General features: G+C 58.8%; 20 protein-coding genes. 8 read left to right on the plus strand and 12 right to left on the minus strand.

Annotation, left to right across the window (positions count from 1 at the left end):
* Positions 1–24 precede the first annotated feature (24 nt).
* Both AP059_RS15495 and AP059_RS15500 read right to left on the minus strand, forming a co-directional pair.
* Positions 25–531, minus strand: a complete 507-nt coding sequence (locus AP059_RS15495) for a macro domain-containing protein (protein ID WP_059764290.1) — start codon at positions 529–531, stop codon at positions 25–27.
* A gap of 145 nt (positions 532–676) precedes the next feature.
* Complete coding sequence (locus AP059_RS15500; RefSeq protein WP_048365226.1) at positions 677–958, minus strand: GNAT family N-acetyltransferase; 282 nt, start codon at positions 956–958, stop codon at positions 677–679.
* 486 nt (positions 959–1,444) lie between these two features.
* Here AP059_RS15500 and oprI point away from each other — a divergent pair, with 486 nt between their 5' ends.
* Positions 1,445–1,696, plus strand: coding sequence for an outer membrane lipoprotei OprI (gene oprI / locus AP059_RS15505; protein ID WP_003172710.1), 252 nt, complete (start codon positions 1,445–1,447; stop codon positions 1,694–1,696).
* Between the two features lie 124 nt (positions 1,697–1,820).
* Here oprI and AP059_RS15510 read toward each other — a convergent pair whose 3' ends face one another.
* From AP059_RS15510 to AP059_RS15520, 3 genes are all read right to left on the minus strand, one after another.
* Entirely contained in the window at positions 1,821–2,858 is a 1,038-nt protein-coding gene (locus AP059_RS15510; protein WP_059764291.1) for a L,D-transpeptidase family protein, read from the minus strand.
* A 107-nt stretch (positions 2,859–2,965) separates the two neighbouring features.
* Complete coding sequence (locus AP059_RS15515; protein ID WP_048365224.1) at positions 2,966–3,259, minus strand: hypothetical protein; 294 nt, start codon at positions 3,257–3,259, stop codon at positions 2,966–2,968.
* A gap of 58 nt (positions 3,260–3,317) precedes the next feature.
* A complete protein-coding gene (locus AP059_RS15520) occupies positions 3,318–3,923 on the minus strand; it encodes an arylesterase (protein WP_059764293.1) in 606 nt (201 codons plus the stop codon).
* 10 nt (positions 3,924–3,933) lie between these two features.
* On the opposite strand from AP059_RS15520, the gene AP059_RS15525 reads away from it, so the two are divergent.
* The 3 genes from AP059_RS15525 to greB are packed head-to-tail and all read left to right on the plus strand — an operon-like array spanning position 3,934 to position 7,653.
* On the plus strand, positions 3,934–4,617 hold the full coding sequence (locus AP059_RS15525) for an ABC transporter ATP-binding protein (protein WP_059764296.1): 684 nt from the start codon (positions 3,934–3,936) through the stop codon (positions 4,615–4,617).
* On the plus strand, positions 4,617–7,121 hold the full coding sequence (locus AP059_RS15530; RefSeq protein WP_059764299.1) for an ABC transporter permease: 2,505 nt from the start codon (positions 4,617–4,619) through the stop codon (positions 7,119–7,121). Before AP059_RS15525 ends, AP059_RS15530 begins: the two co-directional genes overlap by 1 nt.
* A gap of 34 nt (positions 7,122–7,155) precedes the next feature.
* A complete protein-coding gene (gene greB / locus AP059_RS15535; RefSeq protein WP_048365220.1) occupies positions 7,156–7,653 on the plus strand; it encodes a transcription elongation factor GreB in 498 nt (165 codons plus the stop codon).
* A 5-nt stretch (positions 7,654–7,658) separates the two neighbouring features.
* Here the strand turns inward: greB and AP059_RS15540 are convergent, their stop codons facing one another.
* From AP059_RS15540 to AP059_RS15550, 3 genes are all read right to left on the minus strand, one after another.
* Entirely contained in the window at positions 7,659–7,967 is a 309-nt protein-coding gene (locus AP059_RS15540; RefSeq protein WP_059764301.1) for a hypothetical protein, read from the minus strand.
* A gap of 530 nt (positions 7,968–8,497) precedes the next feature.
* Positions 8,498–8,935 (minus strand): DoxX family protein, encoded by a 438-nt coding sequence (locus AP059_RS15545; RefSeq protein WP_059764303.1) that lies wholly within the window; start codon positions 8,933–8,935, stop codon positions 8,498–8,500.
* Between the two features lie 103 nt (positions 8,936–9,038).
* A complete protein-coding gene (locus tag AP059_RS15550) occupies positions 9,039–10,457 on the minus strand; it encodes a transglycosylase SLT domain-containing protein (RefSeq protein ID WP_059764305.1) in 1,419 nt (472 codons plus the stop codon).
* 238 nt (positions 10,458–10,695) lie between these two features.
* Here AP059_RS15550 and AP059_RS15555 point away from each other — a divergent pair, with 238 nt between their 5' ends.
* From AP059_RS15555 to AP059_RS15565, 3 genes are all read left to right on the plus strand, one after another.
* Positions 10,696–11,502, plus strand: a complete 807-nt coding sequence (locus AP059_RS15555) for a TatD family hydrolase (protein ID WP_059764307.1) — start codon at positions 10,696–10,698, stop codon at positions 11,500–11,502.
* A 156-nt stretch (positions 11,503–11,658) separates the two neighbouring features.
* Positions 11,659–13,140: a methyl-accepting chemotaxis protein gene (locus AP059_RS15560; RefSeq protein WP_059764309.1), complete on the plus strand. Its 1,482-nt coding sequence runs from the start codon at positions 11,659–11,661 to the stop codon at positions 13,138–13,140.
* Between the two features lie 105 nt (positions 13,141–13,245).
* The gene (locus AP059_RS15565) at positions 13,246–13,500 is read left to right on the plus strand and encodes a hypothetical protein (protein WP_059764311.1); all 255 of its coding nucleotides are present in this window, start codon (positions 13,246–13,248) and stop codon (positions 13,498–13,500) included.
* Here the strand turns inward: AP059_RS15565 and AP059_RS15570 are convergent, their stop codons facing one another.
* From AP059_RS15570 to AP059_RS15580, 3 genes are all read right to left on the minus strand, one after another.
* Positions 13,501–14,298, minus strand: a complete 798-nt coding sequence (locus AP059_RS15570; RefSeq protein ID WP_059764314.1) for an acyl-CoA thioesterase — start codon at positions 14,296–14,298, stop codon at positions 13,501–13,503.
* A gap of 76 nt (positions 14,299–14,374) precedes the next feature.
* The gene (locus AP059_RS15575) at positions 14,375–15,142 is read right to left on the minus strand and encodes a CHAD domain-containing protein (RefSeq protein WP_059764316.1); all 768 of its coding nucleotides are present in this window, start codon (positions 15,140–15,142) and stop codon (positions 14,375–14,377) included.
* A 26-nt stretch (positions 15,143–15,168) separates the two neighbouring features.
* Positions 15,169–15,447, minus strand: a complete 279-nt coding sequence (locus tag AP059_RS15580) for a hypothetical protein (protein ID WP_048365212.1) — start codon at positions 15,445–15,447, stop codon at positions 15,169–15,171.
* 153 nt (positions 15,448–15,600) lie between these two features.
* Here AP059_RS15580 and AP059_RS15585 point away from each other — a divergent pair, with 153 nt between their 5' ends.
* Positions 15,601–16,641, plus strand: coding sequence for a patatin-like phospholipase family protein (locus tag AP059_RS15585; protein ID WP_059764318.1), 1,041 nt, complete (start codon positions 15,601–15,603; stop codon positions 16,639–16,641).
* Here AP059_RS15585 and AP059_RS15590 read toward each other — a convergent pair.
* Positions 16,638–17,327, minus strand: a complete 690-nt coding sequence (locus tag AP059_RS15590) for a response regulator (protein WP_059764320.1) — start codon at positions 17,325–17,327, stop codon at positions 16,638–16,640. The genes AP059_RS15585 and AP059_RS15590 overlap by 4 nt on opposite strands.
* Positions 17,328–17,345: the final 18 nt, after the last annotated feature.

Consider the following 17,345-nt stretch of genomic DNA (forward strand, 5'->3'; position numbering starts at 1 on the left):
CTTATCCAATCCAAAAATAGGGGGTCAGGTTAAGCGCTCATCGGCTTTGAGGCCCTTGCGAAAAACCTCGTACACAATCACCTGACTGTCGAGCTCACCGAGGTGCTTCTCCACCAACGGTTTGACATCACTCCACTCCAGGCCGCCAACCCCGGTGGCCAAGCGCGGCAGGGCTACGCTTTGGATCCTTTCACTGCGGATGTATTCAGCCAGCTCGCGCAACGCGTGACCCACGTTCTTCAAGGTCGCCTTGCCCGGTTTGGCCGCATGGCCTGCGTGCAGGGAATCCTGGGTGATCAGGTTAACAATGCTGCGCACCGAGCCCTGTTCGTCTACACCGGACCAGCACCAGATTTCACCCGGGTTCGGTGCTTTGCTATGAGCGGCGTGTCGATAATCGGCAACCAAAGACGGCCAGCGCTCACGCAAGGCCAGGGCCAAACCGGTATCGAACGGGTCCTTGGGTGCAATACCGTGAGCAATCACCTTCGCGTCACTCAGCAAAATGTCACCTTCGACTTCACGGATCATATGCGATGCCTCTCCTTACAGTGATTAACCCGAGTTCAGCGGCCAGTCGACAACCTCCCCCGCTTGCTAACAGCCTAAGCGAGGGGTCAGGACACAGCTTTGATACAGGTCAACACCGCCATAGGAGGGCACGGCTCAGGCGACATCAGGTTTTGGCTTGAGCGCGCTTATGGCGTTCCATGTAGCGCTCAACATATGAGCAGGAAGGAATGACTTCGTAACCCATGCGCTCTGCATACTCAAGGGCCTGCTCGGTCAAAGCAGCCGCAATCCCGCGTCCACGCAAGGCATTGGGTACAAATGTGCGGTAGATATCCAGCGTCTGCTTACCCAGATCCATGTAGGTCAGGTAGGCACGATGACCGTCGACAGTGGTCTCAAACTGGTGACCTGCCTGGTCATGGTGGATAGACAGCGCCTCGCTCATCATTATTCCTCGCGGGTCTTGAACCGTGACCCCTACCTTACTGATGTTTTTCCGTCGAGGGAACCACCCGGCACCCAGCCTGATAGCGCCTGCAAAAATCAAGGTGCCAAGCCTGCATAAAGAGTAGCCAACCTCGGAATAAATGCTCATGCGCTACGACCAAACGCACGCTTGAATCGCTCGTTAATGCGCAGCACAACTGAACCTTTTTACGGAACGTTGAGGCTATGACGTGAACCCTGGACTAAAGTCACTTGAAACCTTATGGCTCGACCTCATATAGGGCGCTGTGCTTAGTGCGTCAAACTGACTGTTTTTCAAGCACAATCTGTTAAAGCTAGCCCATGACCAGCCATTACCAATTATTTTTTTTGGTTCTTGCGCTAGGTCAGTTTACTTACTACAAGTAATGGGTAGTATGTACGCCGGCTGTTTCCTCATGTTGAAGGAGCAGCTTCAATTAGAAAGTCCTTGAAGGGGAACACGATGAACAACGTTCTGAAATTCTCTGCTCTGGCATTGGCCGCAGTTCTGGCTACCGGTTGCAGCAGCGTATCTAAAGAAACTGAAGCCCGTCTGACTGCAACTGAAGATGCAGCAGCACGTTCCCAGGCTCGTGCTGACGAAGCCTACCGTAAAGCTGACGAAGCACTGGCTGCTGCTCAAAAAGCACAACAGACTGCTGATGAAGCAAACGAACGTGCTCTGCGCATGCTTGAAAAAGCAAGCCGCAAGTAATAGTCCTTCGGGGCTGTTACCAAGCCGATCCATTTTATGGGTCGGCTTTTTTTTGCCTGATGCTTTATCAACAGGCACTAAAAAGCCGCCGAAGTGTTAACTGCGGCGGCTATTAGTTGAACGCTTACTGCACGTAGTCGAGCGACTGTCCTTCATCGGTCGAAGGCATAACGGTCGTAGTAACGCCAATTTCTTGCGGTATTCCGGTTTCAGCACCCACCACCGCGAACGCTTTGTCTTTGTCGATTTGAATGCTGTTTTCCAGTTCTTTGTGCTTGAGCAGGAAATTGATAAAGCCTGCGTATTTGTTCTGCAAATCTTCTGGTGTCAGATGAGACTTGTCGCTCTTGGCGACGAGAGAGCCATCTTTGACATTCAGCGGTTCATGCACTTCCAGGTAAACCCTGCCGTTGCTGAAACCAATTTTATAAGGCTCGTTGATGATGCGCACCGGTGTGCCGACCGGCACCATCTGCGACATTTCAAGCACGTTTTTATTCAACATGCGAAAGCAGCCATGACTGGTGCCCGTGCCAATACCAAACTTGGCGTTGGAGCCATGAATCAAATAACCGGGCATGCCGAGGGTGAACTTGAAGGGCCCCAGGGGATTGTCCGGGCCAGCAGGCACGACATTGGGCAGCGGATCGCCATTTTTGGCATGCTCAGCCTTGATTGAGGCCGGCGGTGTCCACGTCGGATTAGGCGTCTTGGCGGTGATTTTGGTCTGACCCAAAGGCGATCCCCAGCCTTCACGGCCAATGCCCAGCGGAAAGGTATAGACCTTGTTTTGGTCTTTGGGGAAGTAGTACAACCGGTACTCGGCCAGGTTGATCACGATCCCCTCACGCTTGCCTGGCGGCAGAATGAACTGCGTTGGCAACACGATATTGGTGTCGACAATTGTCCCGTCGAGGTTCTTTTTGACCGGCAACCAGGCATCCACGCCAGGGTTGGCTGCAATCATTTCCGAATAGCCCAGTTCGTACTCATTGCCCAGGTCTGCAAAGGAGTCTTCATACCTGCCCTGGATGACCTGCACCTCACCCACCACATCGTCGCCAGGCGGCGGCAGCGGGAATTCGAGAGCACTCACAGGGCCGGCAACACAGAGGGCGGCAACTGACAGATAGCGGGTGACGGCAGGTAGGCGCGACAACATCCGGAACATCCTTCGCATAATCAACGGGGGACAAAAATGGGAGTGTACACGCAGCCTGCCGGGATCAGGAGGCGGCGTACCACGCCGAAGCACTCAGACGAGGTAGATCATAGTTCAAAGCGCAACTCAGGCCAGATCGGCTCGGTGCCACGGCGTTGCGATTCAATGATTGCGCGGCACAGCGGGCACAGCCGCTGGTCTTGAAAAACCTTGCGCGTGACATCGGACCAACGAGGCTGCGCAGGCAGTAACGAGCCACATAATGTGCGGTCAATCGTGCCTCCCAGCTCCAATTGACGCGTCACCAAATGCACCCGTACCTCCTGGCAGGCGAACAAATCGAGCTGTTCATCGGGCTCGATCAGTTGATAGGCATATAAAGACCAGGCAGGACGCGACATCAGGGGCTCCAAATCGGGGGGGCGCCACCTTAGCCGAAACGCTGCCACTAGAAAAGCATCAAAGCAGCGGTTTTAGCACTGGCCACACATTATCCAGCAAAAGCCCCTGCGCCCCGGCCGCCGGGTGAATGCGATCAGCCTGCATCAGCTCGGGTTTACCCCCCACGCCCTCCAGCAAAAACGGCACCAGCGCGACCTTTTTCTCGTTGGCCAACTCAGCATAAACCGCCGCAAATGCCTGGGTATAACGCGCACCATAATTGGGCGGTAACTGCATACCTAACAGCAACACTTTGGCCCCCGCCTGTTGCGAGGCTTCGATCATGCTTGCAAGATTCTGTTTCAATTGAGCAGGCAGTTGCCCGCGCAACCCGTCATTGCCACCCAATTCGACAATCACCACATCCGGTTTATGCTCTGCAAGCAGCGCCGGTAAACGCGCCAGCCCGCCGGCACTGGTATCGCCACTGATGGAGGCATTGATCACTTTATCGTCATGACCTTCCTTGCTCAGTCGCTGCTCAAGCAAAGAGACCCAGCCCAGACGGGTATCCAGGCCGAAACCCGCGCTGATACTATCGCCAACGATCAAGATTGTTCCCGCCGCTGCGTTCTGCGCCATACACATCAGGGCCAGAGCAGCACTTAAAAACCACACACGCATTGGATTCTCCATGGGCGAAAGTATTCTCACCGCGCAGAACCTTAGCAAAGTGGTTCCCAGCGCGGAAGGCGAGTTAATCATCCTTCACCCGCTGAACCTTGAATTGAACAAAGGCGACAGTCTGGCCATTGTCGGGGCTTCCGGCTCTGGCAAGTCAACCTTGCTGGGCCTGCTGGCGGGACTGGACTTGCCCAGCAGCGGCGAAGTCACCCTCGCCGGGCGTGCCCTGAGTACGCTGGACGAAGACCAACGCGCCAGGGTGCGCGCCGAACATGTCGGCTTTGTTTTTCAGTCCTTTCAGTTGCTCGACAGCCTCAACGCGCTGGAAAACGTCATGTTGCCGATGGAGCTTGAGGGCCGCAAAGACGCCCGCGAGCAGGCCCGCGATCTGCTGGAGCGTGTCGGTTTGGGACAACGCTTGAGCCACTCCCCGCGCCAACTGTCCGGCGGTGAGCAACAACGCGTCGCCATCGCTCGCGCCTTCGCCGCCAACCCGGATGTGCTGTTTGCCGATGAGCCCACGGGCAACCTCGACAGCCACACAGGGGAGCGCATCACCGACCTGCTCTTTGAATTAAACAAAGAGCGCGGCACTACGCTGGTACTGGTGACCCATGACGAACGCCTGGCACATCGTTGCCGACGCCTGATCCGCCTTGAAGCTGGCCGCATGGTCGGCCCTCTGGAGCCTTGATGGCACGCCTGCCGCTGTTGCGCCTGTTCAGCCTTGCCCTGCGCCAACTGCTGCGTGATGCACGCGCAGGCGAGTTGCGCGTGTTGTTCTTTGCCCTGCTGGTGGCCGTCGCGGCGAGTACCGCGATTGGTTACTTCGGGGCGCGCCTCAATGGCGCCATGTTACTGCGTGCCACCGAGTTTCTGGGGGCCGACCTGGTGCTGGATGGCACCTCGCCTGCCCGTGACGAGCAAGTGCGCCTGGGCAGAGAACTGGGACTCAAACATGCACGCGTGGTGGAGTTTTCCAGCGTGATCGCCACGGACAACGGCATTCAGCTGTCCAGCATCAAAGCGGCAGATGACGCCTACCCTTTGCGGGGCGAACTGAAAAGCGCGGCCCAACCCTATGCCGATGAACAAACAGGCGGCGGGCCCCTGCCCGGGGAAGCGTGGGCAGAATCGCGATTGCTCACCGCGCTGGACTTGCACGTCGGCGACACCATCGACGTGGGTTCCAAAACCGTACGCATCACCCGCGTGTTGACCTACGAACCCGACCGGGCTGGCAACCTGTACAGCCTCACACCCCGCGTATTGATCAACCTGAACGATCTGGTGGCCACCGGCATTATTCAACCCGGCAGCCGGGTCAATTTCCGCGAACTGTGGAGCGGCGAAGCGCCTGCGCTGCAATCCTACCGCCAAGTGATCGAGCCCGGCCTTGAGGCCAATCAGCGCCTGCTGGACGCCCGTGACGGTAACCCGCAAATAGGCGGCGCGCTGGGCAAGGCAGAGCGCTATCTGAACATGGCCAGTCTGGTTGCCGTGTTGTTGGCAGGTGTCGCCGTCGCACTCTCGGCCACCCGCTTCGCCAATCGCCGTTTTGATGCCAGCGCACTGCTGCGCTGCCTGGGCTTGTCGCGCCGCGAAACCTTGTGGCTGTTTGCCCTGCAACTGACTGTGCTCGGGCTACTGGCCAGCCTGGCAGGCGCCCTGCTCGGCTGGTTCGCGCAACTGGGCCTGTTTGCCTTGCTGCACAACTTGTTGCCCTCGCACGTGCCGCCGGGCGGTTTGATGCCCGCTATCGCAGGCATGGGCACCGGCCTGGTGGCGCTTGCCGGGTTTGCCTTGCCGCCGCTGGCTGCGCTGGGGCGCGTGCCGCCGCTGCGTGTATTGCGTCGCGACATGCTGCCGATTCCCGCCAGCACCTGGAGTGTCTACGGCGCAGCATTGCTCGCACTCGGGCTGATCATGTGGCGCATGAGCCTGGACCTGGTATTGACCTTCGCCCTCCTCGGCGGCGGCGTGTTGGCGGCGTTGGTGCTGGGCGGGCTGCTGTTGCTGGGCCTGCAAAGCCTGCGTCGCCTGCTGGCCGGGGCGTCACTGGCGTGGCGGCTGGGTCTGGGTCAGTTGCTGCGTCACCCACTGGCGGCGGCCGGTCAGGCCCTGGCCTTTGGCTTGATCCTGTTATCAATGGCCTTGATTGCACTGTTGCGCGGGGAGTTGCTCGACACCTGGCAAAACCAGCTCCCCAAAGACGCACCCAACTATTTTGCGCTGAACATCCTGCCCGCCGACAAAGACACCTTCGGCGCCCGGTTGATGGACCTGCAAGCCACAGCCGCGCCGCTCTACCCGGTGGTGCCGGGGCGTTTGATCAGCATCAACGGCGAGGCCGTGCAGGGTCTGGTCAGCAAAGACTCCAGTGGTGACAAAACCATCCAGCGCGACCTGAGCCTGACCTGGGCCGCCGACCTGCCTGCGGGCAATGAACTGACCGCCGGCACTTGGTGGGCTCAACAGCCCGGCGGCGGCATCCCCGGTGTGTCGGTCGAAGCCAAAGTGGCCGAAAGCCTGAAGCTGAAACTGGGCGATCACCTGACCTTCAGCGTCGCCGGGGTCAACCGTGAGGCAACCGTCACCAGCCTGCGCAGCATCAACTGGGACAACTTCCAGCCCAACTTCTTCATGATCTTCCAACCCGGCACCCTGCAAGATTTGCCTGCCACCTACCTCACCAGCTTTTACCTGGCTCCGGGACACGACAAGGAGATCATCGAACTGTCACGCAGCTTCCCGGCGGTCACCATCTTGCCAATCGAAGCCTTATTGGCTCAACTGCGCAGCATCCTTGCGCAAGTGACCATCGCCGTCGAGTACGTGCTGCTGTTTGTACTGGCGGCAGGCATGGCGGTGTTGTTTTCCGGCTTGCAGTCCACCCTCGACGAGCGTATTCGTCAGGGCGCCCTGCTGCGCGCACTGGGTGCCGAACGCGCATTACTGATCAAGGCACGGCGCATCGAATTCGGCTTGCTCGGTGCCACCAGTGGCCTGCTCGCAGCCTTGGGCACCGAATTGGTCAGCCTGGTGCTGTACCGGTTTGCCTTCGACCTGCCGTGGCACCCGCACCCGTGGCTATTGCTGCTGCCCGTGGTGGGCGCACTGATGGTGGGCGCTGCAGGTGTTTTCGGCACCCGAAGGGCGCTCAATACCAGCCCGCTGACAGTCCTGCGCGAGGGCTGATAGACTCGCGCCCTTCTCTGCCAATGGATTGCCCATGAGCCGCTATCGCCCTCCTCGCCCTGCTGGCACCGCGCTGATCACCCCGCAAGGTGAAGCGCGGATGCGTGCTGAACTTCACGAGTTGTGGCATGTGCGCAGGCCGCAAGTGACACAGTCCGTCAGCGAAGCGGCGGCTCAAGGTGATCGCTCCGAAAATGCCGAATACACCTACGGCAAAAAAATGCTGCGCGAAATAGACAGCCGCGTGCGATTCCTGACCAAGCGCCTTGAAAGCCTCAAGGTGGTCAGCGAAAAACCCAGCGACCCCAACAAGGTCTATTTCGGGGCTTGGGTAACGATTGAGGATGAAGAAGGCAAGCAAGCGCGTTACCGCATCGTTGGCCCTGATGAGCTGGACCTCAAACAAGGTCTGATCAGCATTGACTCACCTCTGGCCCGCGCACTGATTGGCAAGGCGCTGGACGCCGAGGTGCAAGTCCAGACGCCTACCGGCGAACAGTGGGTGTACATCGTAGCGATTGATTACCCGTAAGCGCTTCAGCGCAAGGTGATCAACCCCTGACGCGCTACGCGTACAAGATGGCGAATCACCGTTTCGGCCTGAAAAGCGCCGGGAGACTGGATCACCGCCAGATCGAAGCTGTCGTTGGCAAACCGCGCGAGGGTGTCACCCGCTTCGACAAACTGGATCAAAAACGCAGAAGCCCGGCCCTTGCGACGCGGCCAGCCGTCCAGATAACGCAACAGCGTTGGCTGATGCTTGCCGCCCAGAAGGATTTTTGGATTGCGAAAGGTTTGATTCGCCGTGATCGGCGCAAGACGTACAAAGGGACGTGGCTGACTCATCTATCGGTTCTCCGCCTCAGGATTCTGCGTGGCAGGTGAGAGGCAACACCGAACCAGCGCTTTAGCGGTATTTCGAGGCCTGCTTCAAGCCTCTTAGGTGGTCTGACGAACACCTGGCGCCCCGCAAGTAGCTGTTTAAATCGGCGCAAGAAAACATCCTAGATAAACCGGCTTGCAGCTGTCAAGAATCACGTATCCAAGTATTTGCACAATATCAATGCGGGCACCGATTGATGCCTGCCACAGTCCCTGGGTGCTTTGAGCTGACGAAGTACAAGACTGCAAACAAATGCGCCTGTGCGATGGAGGCAGTGTGAAGGTCGTACTCGATTGAATGGTTTTGCGACTGTTACACAGCCTCGCAATACTCGTCAGAGCCTACGGATGGTGTGCCCATCATTTGTCGTCGCTGACGAGGTACGAGGCTGCGATCGAGTGCGCAGCGCTCGTAAACCCGACCGTTGCAGCCTTTCCTTTACCTGAGGTGCCCCGTCGAATGGCTCACCCACAAGCTTGATGGCTGTTGCGCATTATCGGCGGGCAATCGCACCGTCGAGCGAAGCCTTGCCCGCACCTTCAATCAACACCGCAAGGGTGCCACCCAGCAATGCCAGAGCAAACTCATAACCGTTATTGGCCATAAACAGACCATTGCTGATATGCACCGTGAAGATCGCAACCAGTAGCGTGAACGACAAGCCCAACGCAGCGGGGCGCGCCAGCAAACCAATGATCAGCGCCAGACCACCAAAGAATTCAGTGCCGCCCGAGAGCAGTGCCATCAACGTACCCGGCGCCAGACCTATGCTTTCCATCCATTGCGCAGTACCCGCCAGACCCCCGCCGCCGAACCAGCCAAAGAGTTTTTGTGAGCCGTGGGCCGCAAAGATGATGCCGACAAAAATGCGTAACACTGTCAGGCCGTAACCCGCGTGAGTCCCTAAAACAGATTGGGTCAATTTGCTCATGGTGCAGTCCTTTCGTTAATCAGGTGGGGAATGAACGCCATACTAATCGGTTTTTATCATATAAAAAGCCGAATAAACGCGACATAACAATCAACTTATTCGATTATTTGCGAGAGACCAGTTTGGGCTGGGCTGGCTCCAGCGAGTCGCGCTCCCGGTCAAACGCTAAATAGTATTTGTTCACACTATTAACATAGCTGACCGCTCCCATTCCCACCTGCTCCATGGCAATGCGTTCGACCTGAAAGAACCATTGATTGGGGTTCAGCCCCCGGCGCCTGGCCTCTGCGCGCATGCCTTGCACCCGCTCCGGCCCCATGTTGTAGGCCGCCAGTACAAACGCCATGCGTTCACGCTCGTTCAATTGCGGGCTGGCAAAGAATTTGCGCCGGATCATTGCCAGGTACTTGGCCCCGGCCTGCACATTGCCCTCAACATTCTGAATGTTATTGACGCCCACCCGCTGAGCGGCCGAAGGCGTGATTTGCAATAGCCCGGTCGCGCCTCCCGTCCCCTTGGCATTGGGGTTGAGCGTGGACTCCTTGAAGGCCAGGGCGGCAAGGTTCAACCAGTCCATCCCCTGTTGCTGCGCATGTTTTTGCAACACCGGGCGCAGCTTTTCAAGCTTCTGGCGATCGGCACGCGCCAGAGGATAGTGCACGCGATACAAGCGCCGATAGACCCGTTCAAACGCCACATTTTGATCCGCCGGCACGGTGTAAGTGGTCAAAAAGCGATCCACACTGGCGCGTAACATCGACGCATCGCGCCGCACATACCAGCGCATCGCCCCCGGCTCGCTCACCAGTACCTTGCGATCAAAACGCAACTTGGGCATCAATTTCGCCCAGCGCTCGGCAATCGGTTGCTCGACCAAGGTGAGGTGATAAATACCCGCCTGCACCATCTCCAGCACATCTTCCACGGCCAACGTGGGATCAACCCACTCGATGTTCACTGGCGGCAATTTGCGCAGCGCCAGCTTTTGATTGATCAAGTTCAGCGCCTCCCCCGCCGCGCTGCCCGTCGTGAGCGCGACCGTGCGACCCGACAACTGCTCCAGACGCGTATAACGACGTTCGCCCTTGACCCCGACCAACATCAGCGGCACGCGTTCGATAATCGGATCACTGGGGGTGACTGCGTGCGTTGGCTTGACGTCCAGCAGTTCGCCGGGCGCCATCAAATCGCCTTCCCCGCGCAACAATGCGCCGAGCAATTGATCTTTGGCCTTGGGAATGATTTTAAGGGTGATTTCCTGACCGTCGCGGGCATGCCCGTTGAGGTAGCGCTCAAAAGCCCGCAGCCGGTGATATTCAACACCAATCGACTCGCCCTGCACTTGCCCCGAACTGTTGCGACTTTGATTGACCAGCACCCGCAGCACCTGACTGCTGCGGATTTGCGCCAAATCGCGCACCTGACTTGGCTGCCCGGCTTGTAGCGGGCCTGCCAAACGTGCCGTGGCCGTCAAAGGCAACAGCATCAGGCACAGCGCAATCAATAGCGTCGCTCTCGTCATCCGTTCTCCGCAAACAATACAGCCCGCCAGCCTGTCGGGTAACCCGACAACCGGTCGCCTTTATGAGGCTTTTGCAGCGCTGCCAGTTGTGTGCAAATGCGCGAATGCCACCGTTCAAAGACCGGGCATTGCACAATTGCGGCATTCAAAGACAACCATAACTGTCTGTAGTTCTTGGTTTTTCTTATTAAATCTACAGCTCTGATATGCTTCGCGGCCTGTGGCCTGAGGTAGCACCATGCAACTCATCGATATCGGCGTCAACCTGACCAACCCAAGCTTTGACGGTAAACACCAGGCGGTGCTGGACCGTGCCTACGCCGCTGGCGTGAGCCAATTAGTGCTCACCGGCACCAGCATTGAGGGCAGTGAACAGGCACTTCAGTTGTGCCACGAACTGGATGAAAGCGCTCAGCGGCTGTTCTGTACGGCGGGCATTCACCCGCATTCGGCCAGTGACTGGAACGCCGACAGCGCCGCGCGTTTAAGCGCATTGCTCAAAGAGCCGCGAGTGCGCGCCGTCGGCGAATGCGGGCTGGACTTCAACCGCGACTTCTCACCCCGCGCACAACAAGAAAAGGTCCTGGAAGAACATCTGGCGCTGGCCGTGGACTTGCAACTGCCGGTGTTTTTACATGAGCGCGACGCCAATCAGCGTTTGCTGGAAATACTGCGCGACTACCGAGACCGCCTGCCCGCCGCTGTCGTGCATTGCTTCACCGGTGAGAAGCGCGCGCTGTTCAGCTACCTCGATCTCGATTTACACATCGGCATGACCGGCTGGATTTGCGACGAGCGCCGTGGCACGCATTTACACCCCTTGGTACGCGATATCCCGCGGGGTCGCCTGATGCTCGAAAGCGATGCGCCGTATCTGCTCCCGCGCACCTTGCGCCCCAAACCCAAAAATGGCCGCAACGAGCCCGCCTATTTGCCTGAAGTGCTGCGTGAAGTGGCGTTGCATCGCGCTGAAAGTGAAGCCGAACTGGCCGAACACAGCACGGCTTGCGCCCGTGCATTTTTTGCTTTGCCTGCACTGATTTAACCGTGCCTGGTAACCGCTGGCGCAGACTGCACCCGCGGTTACACAAGACAAGCCCCTCCCACGCCCTTGACCCATATCAACACGAACGTCATCGACTGACGGCACAATGATGGCACCTTGCCAATATTGTTTCCGCCAAATCAGAGAAGACCTTCCATGGGTGCCTGGCTTAGCAACATCTCGCTCAAATACAAATTCTGGGCCGTCAACGCAGTGGCCTTTGTCACCACGCTGTTGCTGGTGCTCTACGCCGTGCAACTCGAACAGCAATCGCGTAGCGACGCCGCGCAGGCCAACGCCCGCGCCCAGGCGCAGCTTCTCGCTGCCTGGCCGCTGGGGCAACCCCTGCCACAGGCGGATTTTTTGTTGCCGGTCAGTGCCAGCCACATCCCCACCCTCAACGAGCAACCCCTGGCGCAGTTGAGTGAAGCCACCGGCTGGGTATCGATCAATCACATGCCGTTCTTCGGCCAGGACCCGCTGCTGGGCGCCGATGTCGTCACCCGCCCCGATGGCCAGCGCGTGGCCGTGCTCGCTTGGGCGCCGAGCCTGGCACAAGTGTTTGTGGAACGCCTGGCCAACTACGCCGTGGCCGTGTTTGTACTGATGCTGGCCATGCTGTGCGCCTCCCAAGTGCTGATTCAGTTTTTGCTCAGTCAACTCAACAAATTAAAAGACGTGATGCTGCACGTTGAAAAAACCGGCGACCTGTCGGCCCGTGTGCCGTTGGCCTGCACCGATGAAGTCGGGCAAATGGCAGGTGCGTTCAACGCCATGCAGGCCGGTTATCAACGTATCGTGCAGACCGTCGCCGACACTGCCGCGCAATTGGATGAAGGCGCCGCGCGGCTGGCCAGCAGCATGGACGAGGTGCGCCACGGCATGCTCGGTCAGCAAAGTGAGACCGACCAGGCCGCCACTGCCATCAACGAAATGACTGCCACGGTCTATCACATTGCCCAGCATGCAGGCGCCACCCGCGACCTGTCACAAACCGCCGACACCCTCGCGGGCAGCGGGCAACAAGTGGTCATTCGCGTGCAGGACTCCATCGCCAGCCTGTCCAACGGCGTGCAGCAAACCGCCGAGATGATTCAGCAACTGGCCCAAGACAGTCAAAAAATCAACGGCGTGGTCAGCGTGATTCACAGCATTGCCGAGCAAACCAACCTGCTGGCCTTGAACGCCGCCATTGAAGCCGCCCGCGCGGGCGAGATGGGACGCGGCTTTGCGGTGGTGGCCGATGAGGTGCGCAACCTCGCCAAGCGCGTGCAAAGTTCGACCGACGAAATCACCACCATGGTCTCGGCCCTGCAAGCGGGCACGCGCGACGCCGTGGACTTCATGCAGGAAAGCTCGTTCAAAGCTGACGATTGCGTGCAGCAAGCCCAAGAGGCCGGCGCAGCCCTGGCAGAAATCACCAGTGCCGTAGCGCAGATGCGCGAGAGCAATACGCAGATCGCGGTCGCCGCCGAACAACAAAGCCAGGTAGCTGAAGAAATGAACCGCGCGGTGGTCAGTATTCGCGACGTGACCGAAAACACCGTGCAACAAACCGTCGACTCGGCCACCACCAGCAATCAACTGGCGACCCTGGCCGGTGAATTGAATAGGGCCATTGGCCAGTTGAAGCTATAAGGCCAATAGCCATTCTTGATTCGTCTCGTCAGTGGCCCCGGCCTATCCTTTGTTCATCCGGTTCAGCACGCGCTGAACCTCTGAACTGAACAAAGGAGTGCACTCATGGGCAAACGTCATCCCAACCTGCCAGCCTGGCAATGGCGCTCGAACCCACAGAGCCGTCAGGGCGCGTCCCATCAGGCAATTGATCTGATCGCCGTCGCCTTGATGGTGGTGGCTTTCTTGCTGCTGGCTGCTGGCATTTTCAGTGGCAACGCTTCAAGCGCCGTGATTGGCCTGGTCACCCTGTTTGCAGCAATGAGCTTGCAACATCAAGGGCACAAGGTTCAAAACGAGCCACGTAGCCAAGCGTTTTGATTAACCAAACACCGCAACTGTTTGGCGGCTGATCGCAATTAACTCGCCTGCGGGCGACCACAGGTTAGCCGCCACATGACCGTAACCGTCCTGCGCATGCTCGATCACCGCCAGGTACTTGCACCATTCAAGGGTGCTGACCTGCGCCAAGGGCTGCACAAACTCGACCGTCCAGGTCAACGTGCTGCCAGCGGCCGGCTTGTCGAGCAGTGGCAGCAATGCCGGCGGCCAGGCATCGACCAGCGCCAATAAATGGGTTTCAGTCAGCGGTTCATCCTTGACCTCTCCCGCCAAACGCACCCAGCCGCCCATTTCACGCCCGCCCTTGCCGGTAAACGGCAGCGCGCCCACTGCCCAACCCATCGCCAGATGGCGCATGAATTCAGGGGTAATACCTTTGATGTAAGGCAGCAGCGGGCACTCGTCGACCGGTTTCATATCCGGTGCGGGCACGCTGTGCATTTTGACCGCAGACTCACGTGGCGCGCCGAAGCTGCCCTGAACCAGCGTCACCACTTGACCGTTTTGCAGCGCACGCCCCAGCACCTGGCTGACTGCCTTGCCTTCACGCAGCACCTGGACCTCAAAACTGATCGGCACATCAGGCTCGGCCGGGCCGACAAAACTCACCGATAAAGAACGCAAGGCGCGCTCAGGGCTGATCTGTGCGCGCATGGCCTCGTACTGCAAGGCCACCATCAAGCCACCAAAGGTGGCGCGTCCCTGACCCCAATCCGCCGGGATCGTCACCGCAGACGGGTCGTTACGCACGGCCGCAACCAATTCACAAAACTGCATGAGCACCTCGAAACCGATGAATAAGCGCCAATACTACCCACGCGCCTTACGCTGCACAGCGCTTATATCGGCCAAATCATGAGCGAAAACAGGCCGCGCTCAATTTGATCAGTGCCCGATCGGCCTGCTTCTCGCCACGCGCCAGTGTTTCGCGCCATTGCGCGACACACGGTTGCAAATCGGTCTGTTGTTCGGCCTGCAACAGCCATTGCCACGCGTCATGCCAATCGCCCAGGGCTTTTTGCGCGGCTTTGAGACGAGCCGCTACCAGGGCCGGTAGACGGTCCAGCTCGGGATACGCCTCGGCCCCGTAACGCACCCGCTTGATGAGTAACCGCACACGATGACGGTCATGCCCTGGATCATTCAGGGCGGTTTCAAGGGCCTTCCACTGTTTTTCCAGTACACGCTCGATGCGCTGGCGTAAGCCACGCAGCAAACCTTCACGCTCGGCGGCACGTATAAAACGCGGAAACACATCGAGGATCATCTGCAGTTGCGCCAACTGCGCGCTGTCGGCCACCGCCGCATAACTGCCCGACAGCTGCTCCAGCCTGCGTTCTGCCAAGGCGGCGTGTCCGTGTTGCTGCAAATGCGCGGCCAGCACTTCAAGGTCACGCAACGGCGTGGTCAAGGCGCCCACCTGTGACGCCGCCATCTCCAGCTGCACCACACCCGGCAAACCGCGCAAGGGCCGTAACAGGCTGCGCAAGCGACGCACCGTGGTGCGCAAGTCGTGCAGCGCCTCAGGGTCGGTGTGAGCCTGCAAACGCGCCTGACACGCCAACAACCTGACCTGCAGACGCACAATATTCGCCACGATCCGGTCTACCAATTGCGCCATCCTGCCCCTCCCGGTCATACGCGGGCTTAACGCCCTGCGCGCGACTCACGAATATAGAAACGCGCTTTCTCGGCTTTTTTGGAGCAGCCTTCAAACGCTTCGAACTGTTGTTGTGTTTTAGCCCCGGTCAGCAATGACAGGGCCTTGGAATAACTGATGGTGCCCGCGAAACCTTCTGCCTTGGCCAGGTCCAGCTCGTGCCAAGCGCTGTCCAACTGGGTGGCGCAGGTGTCGCGATAGGCTGTTTTACCGGCACAACCCGCCAGTACCAAGGCCATCAACGGCACACAAATAAGGGCTTTCATGCACATATCCTCAAACAATTAATGTTAATTAGAGGCTGAGACGCAAAAGCGTGGGAAAAGTGCCCGGTCCGCCAACGCGTCTGTGCAAGACTAGCTTGCTGATTAGGGAAAAGGCACTGCATTGTTAACGCCTGTCTGACGAAGGATCGTGTCATGAAAAAGCGCATTGCATTAGTGCTCGGCTCTGGCGGTGCCAGAGGTTACGCGCACATTGGCGTCATTGAAGAACTCGAACGCCGTGGTTACGACATTGCCTGCATTGCCGGGTGCTCGATGGGGGCCGTGGTAGGCGGCATTTACGCGGCCGGCAAGCTTGACCTGTACCGGGACTGGATTCAAAGCCTGGACTATCTCGATGTGTTACGGCTGGTGGACGTGAGCTTTCGACTCGGCGCCATTCGCGGCGAAAAGGTGTTCGGGCAAATTCGCAATATCGTGGGCGAAATCAACATCGAAGATTTGCGCATTCCCTACACCGCCGTGGCCACCGACCTGACGCACCAGCAAGAAATCTGGTTTCAGGAAGGCTGTCTGCATCAGGCCATGCGCGCCTCAGCCGCCATCCCGAGCCTGTTTACCCCGGTCATGCAGGGCAATCGCATGCTGGTCGACGGCGGCCTGCTCAATCCGCTGCCCATCGTGCCGGTGGTGTCCAGCCATTGCGATCTGATCATCGCCGTCAACTTGAACTCAACCAGCCAAAACAGCTACCAACTGCCGGTAATTCAACGCCCGCCCGCCTTCAAAAGCCGCTTTGACACCCTGATGAATTCACTCGGCTCGCACATGCCGTTTCGCAACAAACATGCCAGTGACCTGCTGGAGCTGGAGCAGGTCATGCTCAAGCCGCTGCCCGACAGAGCGCCCAACCCGTGGGTTGAATCGACCCGCCCCGGGGCGCAACAACCGGCGGCTGCGCCCACTCAAGAAGGTGCGCCCAAGTCCGCGTCCGGCTCTTTTATCATCGACAACGTAGGGCCTGCGTCACTGTTGGACTTGATCAACCAGAGTTTCGAGGTGATGCAGACGTCGCTGGCGCAATACAAGATCGCCGGTTACCCGCCCGACATTTTGATTAACGTACCCAAGCGTGTGTGCCGCTTTTTCGAGTTCTACAAAGCCCCCGAGCTGATCGCTTTGGGCCGTGAAATTGCCCGAGACACCCTGGACCGTTACGAAAGCGAGGAACACTAAGTGTCCAGCAGGCGATAACCCACGCCGGGTTCGGTCACGATAAACCGCGGGCAGGTCGGATCGTCCATCAGCTTTTGTCGCAGATGGCCCACGACGATGCGCAGGTAATGGCTGTTTTCGACGTGGGTCGGCCCCCAAATGTCCTTGAGCAATTGCTGTTGGGTGATCACGCGCCCAGGGTGGCGCGCCAATTGCGCCAGTACCGCGTATTCCTTGCGGGTCAGCGCGACTTCCACGCCCTCCAGCAACACCCGGCGAAAGGCCAGGTCTACCGTCAAAGGCCCGACCACCACGCCAGCCTCTTGCACCTCGCCACTGGGCGCCTGACGCAGCAACGCCCGCACCCGCGCCAGGAACTCCTGAATCCCGAAGGGCTTGGTCACGTAATCATTGGCCCCGCCATCGAGCGCCTCGACCTTTTGCGCTTCGCTGGCCCGCACCGACAGCACCAACACCGGCACCCCCGACCACTGGCGCACCTCATGCAATACCTGCTGGCCGTCCATGTCAGGCAGACCCAGGTCCAGCACCAGCAGGTCTGGCTGGTGCAATGCGGCCTGGCTCAAGCCCTCGGCCCCGGTGGCGGCTTCCAGCACCTGATACCCCTGAGACACCAGGCTGATACGCAAGAACTTGCGGATCTGCGGTTCGTCGTCGATCACCAAAACAGTCGTGGGCTGGCTCATGGCAGTTGATCACCGTGC

Source organism: Pseudomonas sp. TAA207, from assembly GCF_001529285.1.
Classification (GTDB): domain Bacteria; phylum Pseudomonadota; class Gammaproteobacteria; order Pseudomonadales; family Pseudomonadaceae; genus Aquipseudomonas; species Aquipseudomonas weihenstephanensis.

What these genes read in the sequence shown, in the direction of transcription:
- AP059_RS15500 (WP_048365226.1), bottom strand. Translation starts at nt 958, where the DNA reads ATGAGCGAGGCGCTGTCTATCCACCATGACCAGGCAGGTCACCAGTTT.
- AP059_RS15515 (WP_048365224.1), bottom strand. Translation starts at nt 3,259, where the DNA reads ATGTCGCGTCCTGCCTGGTCTTTATATGCCTATCAACTGATCGAGCCC.
- AP059_RS15580 (WP_048365212.1), bottom strand. Translation starts at nt 15,447, where the DNA reads ATGAAAGCCCTTATTTGTGTGCCGTTGATGGCCTTGGTACTGGCGGGT.
- AP059_RS15495 (WP_059764290.1), bottom strand. Translation starts at nt 531, where the DNA reads ATGATCCGTGAAGTCGAAGGTGACATTTTGCTGAGTGACGCGAAGGTG.
- oprI (WP_003172710.1), top strand. Translation starts at nt 1,445, where the DNA reads ATGAACAACGTTCTGAAATTCTCTGCTCTGGCATTGGCCGCAGTTCTG.
- AP059_RS15525 (WP_059764296.1), top strand. Translation starts at nt 3,934, where the DNA reads ATGGGCGAAAGTATTCTCACCGCGCAGAACCTTAGCAAAGTGGTTCCC.
- AP059_RS15585 (WP_059764318.1), top strand. Translation starts at nt 15,601, where the DNA reads ATGAAAAAGCGCATTGCATTAGTGCTCGGCTCTGGCGGTGCCAGAGGT.
- AP059_RS15550 (WP_059764305.1), bottom strand. Translation starts at nt 10,457, where the DNA reads ATGACGAGAGCGACGCTATTGATTGCGCTGTGCCTGATGCTGTTGCCT.
- AP059_RS15520 (WP_059764293.1), bottom strand. Translation starts at nt 3,923, where the DNA reads ATGCGTGTGTGGTTTTTAAGTGCTGCTCTGGCCCTGATGTGTATGGCG.
- AP059_RS15560 (WP_059764309.1), top strand. Translation starts at nt 11,659, where the DNA reads ATGGGTGCCTGGCTTAGCAACATCTCGCTCAAATACAAATTCTGGGCC.
- AP059_RS15590 (WP_059764320.1), bottom strand. Translation starts at nt 17,327, where the DNA reads ATGAGCCAGCCCACGACTGTTTTGGTGATCGACGACGAACCGCAGATC.
- greB (WP_048365220.1), top strand. Translation starts at nt 7,156, where the DNA reads ATGAGCCGCTATCGCCCTCCTCGCCCTGCTGGCACCGCGCTGATCACC.
- AP059_RS15545 (WP_059764303.1), bottom strand. Translation starts at nt 8,935, where the DNA reads ATGAGCAAATTGACCCAATCTGTTTTAGGGACTCACGCGGGTTACGGC.
- AP059_RS15565 (WP_059764311.1), top strand. Translation starts at nt 13,246, where the DNA reads ATGGGCAAACGTCATCCCAACCTGCCAGCCTGGCAATGGCGCTCGAAC.
- AP059_RS15530 (WP_059764299.1), top strand. Translation starts at nt 4,617, where the DNA reads ATGGCACGCCTGCCGCTGTTGCGCCTGTTCAGCCTTGCCCTGCGCCAA.
- AP059_RS15555 (WP_059764307.1), top strand. Translation starts at nt 10,696, where the DNA reads ATGCAACTCATCGATATCGGCGTCAACCTGACCAACCCAAGCTTTGAC.
- AP059_RS15540 (WP_059764301.1), bottom strand. Translation starts at nt 7,967, where the DNA reads ATGAGTCAGCCACGTCCCTTTGTACGTCTTGCGCCGATCACGGCGAAT.
- AP059_RS15510 (WP_059764291.1), bottom strand. Translation starts at nt 2,858, where the DNA reads ATGTTGTCGCGCCTACCTGCCGTCACCCGCTATCTGTCAGTTGCCGCC.
- AP059_RS15570 (WP_059764314.1), bottom strand. Translation starts at nt 14,298, where the DNA reads ATGCAGTTTTGTGAATTGGTTGCGGCCGTGCGTAACGACCCGTCTGCG.
- AP059_RS15575 (WP_059764316.1), bottom strand. Translation starts at nt 15,142, where the DNA reads ATGGCGCAATTGGTAGACCGGATCGTGGCGAATATTGTGCGTCTGCAG.